A 9,764-nucleotide genomic window follows, 5' to 3' on the forward strand; every position below is an offset into this window, starting at 1 on the left:
CCGCAGGCTGGCCCGGCACGGGCCGGCGGCGTCGGATCGGGCCACCAGATCCTCCAGCGCCTGCTCCAGGACGCGCAGGCGCTCGGGATCGGCGTCGCGGAACTGGAAGGTCATCTCCGCGCGCCCCGGGATGATGCTGGCGGCGCCGGGCTCCAGCAGGATGCGCCCGGTGGTCCAGACCGACAGCGGCCCCGCGACCTCCGGGAAGCGCCGCGCGATCGCGTGGCACAGCTCGGTCAGCGCGACGCCGGCATCCCGGCGCGCGGCCATGCGGGTCGTGCCGGCGTGGTTCTGCTGGCCCTCGAAGGTGATGGCGTAGGTCCAGATGCCGACGATGCTGGTGACCACGCCGATGCGCTTGCCGGTGCTCTCCAGCGTGTCGCCCTGCTCGATATGGGCCTCGATGAAGCCGGCATGCCGGCCCGGCTCTAGGATGTAGCGCGGCCGCCCGGCATAGCCGGCCCCGGCCAGGGCGTCCGGCAGGGTCTGGCCGGTCGCGTCGTTCACCGCCTGCGCGACCTCGTGCTCGGGCAGCTCGCCGATGAAGGACCGGCTGCCGAGGAACGAGCCGAAATGCCCCTCCTCATCGGCGAAGACCGCGACCTCGATGCCGAGATCGCGGCAGGCCGGGTCGTCGCGGAAGGCCCGCGCCACCTCCAGCCCATAGACCACGCCCATCGCGCCGTCGAGCCAGCCGGCATAGGGCTGGCTTTCGAGATGGGAGCCGATCAGCAGCTTCGGGCCCTTGGCCGGGCTGGTCGACATGATGTTGCCGATGCCGTCCGTCTCGGCGGTGAGCCCCGCCTCCCGCAGCCGTTCGACGAACCATCGGCGCGCCTCGACGTCCTGGGGCGAATAGGTCGGCCGATGCACGCCGGTCCTGTACCGGCCGAATTCGGCCAGCCGGCGAAGGTCGGCCAGCAGGCGCTGGCCATCGATCTGAGGCATCTCGGCTCCTCGCGCGACATGATCCATGAGCGTCCAGGTTCTGACGCCCGCATCCGGGATTGGCAACCCCCGCGGCGACGTCCGGCGGGCACGGCCCCTCAGATCGCGACGGCCGGCGCGCCGATCAGCCGGTAGAACTCCGCTGCGTCCGGCGGCCCTTCCGGCCAGGCGGGAACCGCCGGGTCGAGCGCCAGCCAGGGCTGCTTCCGCCTGGTCCACATATGGGCGACGACGACCAGGCGATGGCTGTCGTCGAAGCCGCCGGCCCGGATGATGACCAGGCCGGGGCGCGCACTGTTGGTGTTGCAGATCCGGGTGAAGCAGACGGGGCAGGCGATCTGGTGCGAGACCCGCAGCCCGTCGGCGCTGGGCAGGTCGAACCGGCCGACCGGGCCGGTGCAGGCGAAGCGGCTTCGCGCCACCACCGCCTGCTGGCTGAAGGCGCTGCCGCTCCAGGTCTGGCAGTCCAGGCAGTGGCAGGCATAGGTCAGCGGCAGGTGGTCGGCGTCGAGCCGCCAGCGCACGGCGCCGCAGCGGCACCCTCCTTTGATTCCGGGCAAGGACGTCCTCCCGATCGCATTCCGTGGCGGGGAGAATGCGGGATCGGGGCGGGCAGGGGAACCACTCTGCGCCGGGATGTAGCCTTCAGTGCGACGATCAAATAATTGCCGGATACTGAGGGGGAGGAAGCTCAATTCCTCTTAGCGGAATCCCCGCATGATGGGCCTGCCATACGACTGTTTCGTAGGGGCAAATCAGCTCACCTGCAATGATCTCGACCTGATCCGGCGTAAAGCCGTGCTTGGGTGCCCGACTGTGTAGATAAGTTCTTGGTGCAAGGAGCTCTGCCGCAAACGCGCGACCGGCCTGTTGATGTCTGGTGAATGCCGGCGTTGCGACGCGCTCCTCTCCCGGCGTCCCAGCCCAACCAATATATGCGGCAGTACACACTTTAAAGCGCTGTTCGCGAGCGCTGCGCGCAACCGTTGCCACGCTGGCAACGGCGTCTTTTCGGAAGATTAACGCATTCACGCTGTCCGGCGCATCGTCAAACGAAGCGCTTTCTCTGAGCAGTACCCTTCCAAATACCTGCTCCAGGTGTCGCCTCGGCTTTTCCGCCGGAGCAGAGTGCAATCTTTGGGAAGATATATCCATGCAACGGCACATCCAAGCGGTGCCGGGCCTTGAACGCTTCCCCTGCTTCCCCTGCCGCCGATCGGAACGGCTCATACAGCAATGGCCACCAATTCCTTGCTATCGCCAGCGCAAGAGGTAGCAGTGGGATGTTGATCGCATCGCTGGTGTTGCCACTCCGTGCGCTCAGATTGCGCGTCAAGTTCGTGTCTCCGACACAAACCCGGATTCGTGCAAAGGTACAGGCCTCGTCTGGGTCTTCCAGGGGCGCTTCCAACCAGCTGTCTCGGTGAATGTGAAGTTGTTTCATGATATTTTGAATGGAATGTCGTAGTCAGCCTGATATCGGGTCAAAGGATAAGCTTTATATCCACAGGGAGGGTGAGACAATTTCGCCTCATATACCAAATCTGGGTTGTCGGGATCACGGGTCCAGACTTTCGCAGGCAGTGCTCCACTCAGGGGTGGAATGAAGTTGCCGGCCTCGATTGCGGAGCGGAGCAGCGCCCTGACTTCGTCCAGGCGCCTTGCCCACTTTCGCGGACACACTGTGCAGGTAGGGTTTTTTAACCCCTGCTCTTCGGCATGCTCGATCGTCGTAGCGCCCGAACGTGGCTGATTTTGGAGCCCAAACTTCGGGATATCGGTGTGGTGGGGGCTTCCTACGCAGTCAGCCTGCCCGGCGAGCTTGGTTCGGATGTCCTCGCTCAGCGTCTCACGCGCCGAAACTGCAGCCGCTGGCCGAGGTCGTGGCCTCCTGAAGCTCACGTCGCGGGTCCTCTCGCTGCGCAAACTGAAAACATCAACCCAGCCCAACGTCATCGATTGCGGTTATGTCCGCGCCGGTCTCTGCCGACTGGACCAACATACAGCTTAGTGCGTCCATGCGTGGCTGACCATGGATGTCTCGGTGGCTGTGCAAACGCGGATTTGCAACTCATCCTCTGCTCCGACCGACGATGCCACGAGTGGGAGCGGACACAGCGAGGCATCTGCGCATGTTCGCCCGGCCGGCTGAGATTCAGATGGATATCGCGCGGCTTGAGGGCTGGAACTTGCGGGGATGGTTGAGATCTGCCCGGCGCCGGTCTCGGAAGCCGCCGCGGTCCCCCGCCGCCCTCACGCCGCTGCGATGCGCCGGCCCTTGAGCTCGAAGCCGCCGCCGTCCAGCCGGTGCAGGGCCGGGGCCGCGGCCAGCAGCTCGCGGGTGTAGTCGTGCTGCGGATGGTCGAACACCGTGTCGCGCGGTCCGGCCTCGACGATCCTGCCCGCCTGCATCACCGCCACCCGGTCGGCCACCTGCTCGACCGCGCCGAGGTCGTGCGACACGAACAGGCAGGCGAAGCCGTAGCGGTCCTGCAGCGCCCGGAACAGCTCCAGGATCTGCTTCTGCACCGTCATGTCCAGCGCCGAGACCGGCTCGTCGGCGATGACGAAGGCGGGGCGGCGGATGATGGCGCGGGCGATCGCCACGCGCTGCCGCTGCCCGCCCGACAGCTGGTGCGGGTAGCGCCCGGCGAAGGCCTGGGTCAGGCCGCAATCGGCCAGCGTCTCGGCCAGACGGTCGGCCTTCTGCTTCGCATTCATCTCCGGCGCCAGCCGCAGCGGCTCGGACACGATCTGGCCGATCTTCATCCGCGGGTCGAGCGAGGAGTAGGGGTCCTGGAAGATCATCTGGCAGTTCAGCCGGTGGTCCCGCGCCGCCGCGCCGTGCCGGTCGCCGCCATGCACGTCCTGGCCGCGGAACAGGATCCTGCCGGCGCTGGGCCGCAGCAGGCCGACGATGGCGCGGCCCAGCGTGGTCTTGCCGCTGCCGCTGCCGCCGACCAGCGCCACCGTCTCGCCCGGATGGATCGCCAGGCTGACCCCGTCCACCGCCCGCTTCGGCGGGGTGCGCGAGAACAGGCGCTGCCGGCCGGCATGGTCGATGGTGACGCCCTCGACCGCGATCAGCGGGGCGGACTGGTCGACCGGCGGCCGGGCCGGCCCCCGCTTCGGCAGCGCGTCCAAAAGCTTGCGGGTGTAGTCGTCGCGCGGGCTCAGCAGGACCTGCTCGGTCGGCCCGCCGTCGACGGCGCGGCCGCGCTGCAGCACCACCACGTGCCGGGCATAGCGGGCGACCATCGCCAGGTCGTGGCTGATCATCAGCACGGCGGTGCCGTTCTCGCGCGTCAGCTCGACCATCAGGTCCAGCACCTCGCGCGCCACCAGCGTGTCCAGCGCCGTGGTCGGCTCGTCGGCGATCAGCAGGGCCGGCTTCGTGAGCATCACCGAGGCCAGCATGATCCGCTGCCGCATGCCACCGGAGAATTCGTGCGGATAGGCGGCCAGGCAGCGCTCCGGGTCGGCGATGCGGATCCGCTCCAGCATCGCGAGACTCCGGCGCCGGATCTCGGCGTCGTCCAGGCGGAGGTGCAGCTTCAGCGCCTCGGCCATCTGCCGGCCGATCGGCATCGCCGGGTTCAGCGACACCATCGGCTCCTGGAACACCATGCCGATGCGGGCGCCGCGGATGCGGCGCAGGGCCTTGGGCGGCAGGCCGGCCAGGTCCTGGCCGTCGAAGCGGATCGACCCGCCGATCCGCTGCATCGGCGGCGGCAGCAGGTCCAGCACGGCGCGGGCCGCCATGGTCTTGCCGCTGCCGGATTCGCCGACCAGCGCCAGCATCTCGCCGGCCGGCAGGGCGAAGCTGAGGTCGTCGACCACCACCGGGCCGCCATCGCCGGCGCGGATGGTCAGGTGCTCGACCGAGAGGAGGGGGCTCATCGCTGCATCCTCGGGTCGAGGCGGTCGCGGATGGCGTCGCCGAACAGGTTGATGCCGAGCAGGGTGAGGGAGATGCACAGGCCGGGGAAGACGCCGAGCCAGGGCGCGGTGCCGATATACGGCCTGGCGGCCGCCAGCATGTTGCCCCAGGTCGCGGCCGGCGGCGGCACGCCGAGGCCGAGGAAGCTCAGCGCGCTTTCCGACAGCAGCACCCAGCCGAACATGCTGGTGGCCAGCACGGTCAGCGGCGCGATGCAGTTGGGCAGCACGTGCCGGGCCATGGTGAACAGCTCGGAATTTCCCATGATCTGCGACGCCTCGACATATTCGCGGCCGCGGATCGACAGCACCGTGCCGCGCACCACCCGGACCACTGAGGGCATGTAGGCCAGGCCGAGAGCCAGGATGATGCCGTATTTGTTGGCGCCGAGGATCGCCATGATGCCGAGCGCCAGCAGGATGCCGGGGAAGGCCAGCAGCGCGTCGTTGAACACCATGATGACGCGGTCGACCCAGCCGCGCATGTAGCCGGTCAGCACGCCGACCAGGGTGCCGCCGGTGACCGCGGTGGCGACGGTCAGGAGGCTGATCCAGGCGCTGGTGGCGGCGCCGCTCATCGCCCGGCTCAGCACGTCGCGGCCGAACTCGTCGGTGCCCAGCCAATGCGCGGCCGTGGGCGGCTTGAACCGCGACAGGATGTCGATCTTCAGCGGGTCATAAGGCGTCCACACCGCGCTGACCAGGGCGGTGGCGACCAGGATGCCGATGATCAGCCCGCCGATCGCGGCATTGGCGCGGATGCGCCGCCGCGGCAGGGCGAGGGAGGTGGAGTCAGCCTGCGCGCTCATGCCGTCACCCGCGGGTCGAACAGTGGGTAGAGGAGGTCGACGATCAGGTTCACCACGACATAGATGCCGGCGATGAACAGCAGGCAGCCCTGCACCACCGGATAGTCGCGGGCGTAGATCGCGTCGACCAGCAGGCGGCCCAGGCCGGGGATGGTGAACACCGTCTCCACCACCGCGATGCCGCCCAGGAGGTTGCCCAGCATCAGGCCGATCAGCGTCCAGGTCGGGGCGAAGGCGGTGCGGAAGGCGTGGCGCCACAGCACCGCCCCCTCCGACAGCCCCTTGGCCCGGGCGTGGGTGATGTATTCCAGCCGCATCACCTCGATGGTGCTGGCCCGGGCCATGCGGATGACCACCCCGGTCTCGACCAGCACCAGCGTCGCCACCGGCATGATCATGTACAGGAGGGCGGCGCCGGGATCCTCGGCGAAGGGCACGTAGCCGATCACCGGCAGCCATTGCAGCTTCAGCCCGAGCAGCAGCAGCATCAGCAGGCCCAGCCAGAAGGTCGGGATCGACAGCAGCAGCGTGGCGCCGGAGATCACGGCCAGGTCCAGCGGGCTGTCCTGGCGCCAGGCGGCGATCATGCCGGCCGGCACGGCGACCAGGCTGGCGAGCGCCACCGCGACCAGGACGATGCTGGCGCTGACCGAGAACCGGTCCAGGATCAGCGGCAGCACCGACTGGCCGGTGCTGATCGAGTGGCCGAAATCGCCCGACAGCGCGTGGCCGAGCCAGTAGAGGAACTGCACCGGGATCGGCTGGTCGAGGCCGAGCGACCGGCGCAGGTCGGCGACGGCGGAGGGGTCCGCCATGTCGCCCAGCATCAGCGTCACCGGGTCGCCCGGGATCAGCCGGATCATGGCGAAGACGATGACGGCGACGACCAGCAGCGTCGGCACCGCCATGCCCAGCCGCTGCAGCAGGAAGCGGACCATCGGCAGGCTCTCCCGGGCAGGGGGATCAGTTCTTGATCGCCACGTTCCACAGCCGCGGCTTGGACGCGGTCCAGGGCTTGTAGCCCTCGAGCCGGTCGGACACCGCGGCGATCTCCGCCCCGTTATAGGTGACGATCAGCGGCACGTCCTCGATCTGCATCCGGTGCAGCGTGTCGAAGATCGCCTGGCGCTGCTTCGGGTCGCTGGTGACCATCGCATCCTGGATCAGCTTCAGCGCCTCCGGGTTCTCCCAGACCTTGCGCGGCTGCTTGTCCTTCGGGCCGGAGACCATCTCGTAGCTCAGCGCCGGGTCCATGCGGGCGGAGTAGCTGAACGACATGGTCTGGTAGTCGCCGCTGGTGTAGCGGTCCAGCTGCGCGCCCCAGTCCAGCACCTCCAGCTCGATGTTGATGCCGGCCTGCTGCGCCAGGGCCTGGGCGAAGATCGCGGTGTCGTAGACGCTCTGGTACTTGCGATTGACCAGCATCTTGATCGGCTGGCCGCTATAGCCGGCTTCGGCCAGGAGCTTCTTCGCCTCCTCGACATTCGGCGTGTAGCCCTGCTCCTCCACCGCGGTGTGGTAGGGGCTGGCGCTCGGGATCACCGAGGGGTTGGGCGGCGAGGTGCCCTGGGTCACCGCCTGGGCGATCTGGCTGGTGTCGATCGCCAGGGCCAAAGCGCGGCGGATGCGCACATCCTTCAGCAGCGGGTCGCGCGTCTGGATCAGGATCGCGCTCATCGACAGGGTCTGCGCCAGCTCGGTGCGCACGCCCTTCTGGCCGTCGATCTCCTGCTTGTCGGCGATGCTGACGTCGGGCACCAGGTCGATGTCGCCGGACAGGAGCGCGGTCTTCGCCGCCGCCGGGTCGCCGATGATGTTGAAGCGCACCGTCTCGGCCAGCGCCTTCTTGCCGCCGGTGTAGCCGTCGCGGTCGCCGTCGCGCGAGGCGTAGCCGTCGAAGCGCTTCAGCAGCACGTACTGGCCCGGCTCCCACGTCTCCAGCTGGTACGGGCCGGTGCCGATCGGCTTGATCCACTTGCCGTCGGGTCCGACCGAATCCGGATGGATGATCGCGCCCTCGGCGCAGTCGGTGCGGGCGATGGTGGCGAGGAACAGCGCGCTCGGCGCGTTCAGCTTGAAGACGACGGTCTTCGGGTCCGGGGCCTCGACGGCTTCGATCTTCATCCGGCCGCGGCCGTCGAGCTCCGGCAGGCAGCGCCATTCGGTCTTGGGGTCGAGCCAGCGTTTCCAGCTCCACACCACCTCGGCCGAGGTCAGCGGCGCGCCGTTCTGGAACCTGACCCCGTCGCGGAGCTTGAAGGTGTAGGTCTTGCCGTCGTCGGAGACGGCCCAGCTGTCGGCCAGCATCGGCCCGACCGAGGCGTCCTCGCGATAGGCGACCAGCCCCTCGACGACGTGCAGGATCACCGCGTCGGTGTTGTCGTCGCGCTTGGTGCCGGGGTCGGTCGAGCGCAGGTCGCCGTTCAGCGCCACGCGGATGGTGTCGGCGGGCGGCGCCGCCAGGGCCGGCACGGCCAGCCCCAGCGCCGCCGCGAGCGCAAGAACGGAAAGACGGGTCATGGGGGCCTCCCTGTGTTGAGGCGTTGGTATGAGCCGGACCGCGTTAGGCCGCGTTCTTCGTCCGGCGGGACAGGTCGAGCGAGTAGGTGGTGAAGGTGCGGTTCAAGGCCGGCAGTGGCGCCACCTCCATGGTCCCCTCGGCCGGGCGCATGATCACCATGGCGACGGTGGCCGAGAGGTTGTTGCGCGACGACGGGCGCGGCGGCCGGCACACGGCGTAGGGCGCGCCGAAATCGTCGAAGAAGGCCGCCTTCATGTCCTCGGCGATCAGCTGGCCGCGCTTGGCCTGGAGATGCTGCTGCACCCGCCAGTCGCGGTAGTAGCTCTCGGGCGAGCTCGGGATGCCGGCTTCCCTCAGCTTGGTCAGCGCCACCGGGCTGCGCCAGTGGTTGGCATGCACCAGGAGGCCGTCCTCCGGATACAGCGGGAAGGTCTCGTCCGGCGCGCATTCGAAGTCGATGGCGAAGCCGCCGGCATTGCTCAGGATCATGTTGTTCGAGGCGGATTTCGGCGTCACCGCGATGGTCCGCATCGAGATGGCGAAATGCTCCTGCTCCAGCGCCTTGCGCCGGATCAGCGGCAGCGGCACGCCGACATCCAGCTTGTAGTCGCGGTCGGATTCCAGGTAGTTCGCGGTGATCGCGGTGCCGACCGAGTTCAGGCCGTTGCGGGCCAGGCCGCCGGCCTCGGTGAAGGTCAGCACGTCCGGCCCGTCCTCGCGCCGCACCCGCAGCACGATCGCGGTCTCGGCGCATTCCGCCCGCCAGTCCCAGTTCTGGCCGTGGATCAGCTGGCCGTCGGCGCTGGCCGACCCCATGATCACGGCGCCGGTGCAGCCGTCCGGATCGTCCTCGACGATGCCCTTCCGGCGATGCGCCAGCTGCATCACCTCGGTGCGGCAGTTGATCAGCGCCACCGCCTCGAACTCCAGCTCCGCGCCCTCGGCGATGCCGCGCATCTCCTCGATCAGCTCGGGCGCGAAATCGTCCATCTTCGGCAGGAAGTCGGCGACGAAGCCGCGGATCTGCGCCCAGTCATAGCCGAGGTCGCGCAGCTGCCGGGCATAGACCTCGACGCTCTTGCGGGTGCGGTCGGCCGCGGCGGCGCCGTATTGCCGGCCGCGTTCGCGCGGCGTGCCGGAGATATCGACGAAGGGGAAGGGCGTCATGATCGGGGACCCGTTGTCATCGGATGGTCACACCGTAATGCGCTTTATGGAGACGAAAAACACATTTTTGCGGCATGCTGTGAAGTCGAAAGAATTTTGCGCGGCTGTTGCACGTGCTTTTCCGCCGCCGCGCCTGGGCTATCATGAGGGGTGGACATCGTGGAGCGCGACGTGACGGCAGCGGTGGAGGCGGCAGGGCGGGCGAGCCCGCTGCAATTGGAACTGGCCCGGCAGATCGTCGAGCGGATGCGCGACGAGGGGTGGGCGCCCGGCATGCGGGTGTCGGAGCAGGCGCTGGCCCGCGCGCTGGGCGTGTCGCGCTCGCCGATCCGCGGCGCGCTCGACCTGCTGGTGGCGCGGGGCGTGCTGGAAGCCGGCTC

The 9,764-nt window shown here is 68.5% G+C and carries 9 protein-coding genes; 1 reads left to right on the plus strand and 8 read right to left on the minus strand.

Annotated features, from left to right (window positions below; all coding sequences use genetic code 11):
• The 8 genes from P409_RS16700 to P409_RS16730 all read right to left on the minus strand — a co-directional run.
• Positions 1–948 (minus strand): hydantoinase/carbamoylase family amidase (locus tag P409_RS16700; RefSeq protein WP_034839595.1); only part of this gene is annotated, 948 nt, incomplete at its 3' end.
• A gap of 98 nt (positions 949–1,046) precedes the next feature.
• Positions 1,047–1,508, minus strand: a complete 462-nt coding sequence (locus P409_RS16705) for a GFA family protein (RefSeq protein ID WP_034839600.1) — start codon at positions 1,506–1,508, stop codon at positions 1,047–1,049.
• A gap of 97 nt (positions 1,509–1,605) precedes the next feature.
• Positions 1,606–2,103 (minus strand): hypothetical protein, encoded by a 498-nt coding sequence (locus tag P409_RS37995; RefSeq protein WP_152613417.1) that lies wholly within the window; start codon positions 2,101–2,103, stop codon positions 1,606–1,608.
• A 1,098-nt stretch (positions 2,104–3,201) separates the two neighbouring features.
• Positions 3,202–4,848 carry an ABC transporter ATP-binding protein gene (locus P409_RS16710; protein ID WP_034839603.1) on the minus strand — a complete coding sequence of 549 codons (1,647 nt, stop codon included), beginning with the start codon at positions 4,846–4,848 and terminating at the stop codon, positions 3,202–3,204.
• Positions 4,845–5,696, minus strand: coding sequence for an ABC transporter permease (locus tag P409_RS16715; protein ID WP_034839608.1), 852 nt, complete (start codon positions 5,694–5,696; stop codon positions 4,845–4,847). The genes P409_RS16710 and P409_RS16715 overlap by 4 nt, the downstream gene beginning before the upstream one ends.
• A complete protein-coding gene (locus tag P409_RS16720; protein WP_034839612.1) occupies positions 5,693–6,634 on the minus strand; it encodes an ABC transporter permease in 942 nt (313 codons plus the stop codon). The genes P409_RS16715 and P409_RS16720 overlap by 4 nt, the downstream gene beginning before the upstream one ends.
• 25 nt (positions 6,635–6,659) lie before the next feature.
• On the minus strand, positions 6,660–8,216 hold the full coding sequence (locus P409_RS16725) for an ABC transporter substrate-binding protein (protein ID WP_034839615.1): 1,557 nt from the start codon (positions 8,214–8,216) through the stop codon (positions 6,660–6,662).
• Between the two features lie 43 nt (positions 8,217–8,259).
• Positions 8,260–9,384: a C45 family autoproteolytic acyltransferase/hydolase gene (locus tag P409_RS16730; protein WP_034839619.1), complete on the minus strand. Its 1,125-nt coding sequence runs from the start codon at positions 9,382–9,384 to the stop codon at positions 8,260–8,262.
• Between the two features lie 171 nt (positions 9,385–9,555).
• Between P409_RS16730 and P409_RS16735 the strand changes: the two genes are divergently transcribed.
• Positions 9,556–9,764 (plus strand): GntR family transcriptional regulator (locus P409_RS16735; protein ID WP_152613418.1); only part of this gene is annotated, 209 nt, incomplete at its 3' end.

This window comes from Inquilinus limosus MP06 (assembly GCF_000767795.1).
GTDB classification, from domain to species: Bacteria; Pseudomonadota; Alphaproteobacteria; order DSM-16000; family Inquilinaceae; genus Inquilinus; species Inquilinus limosus_E.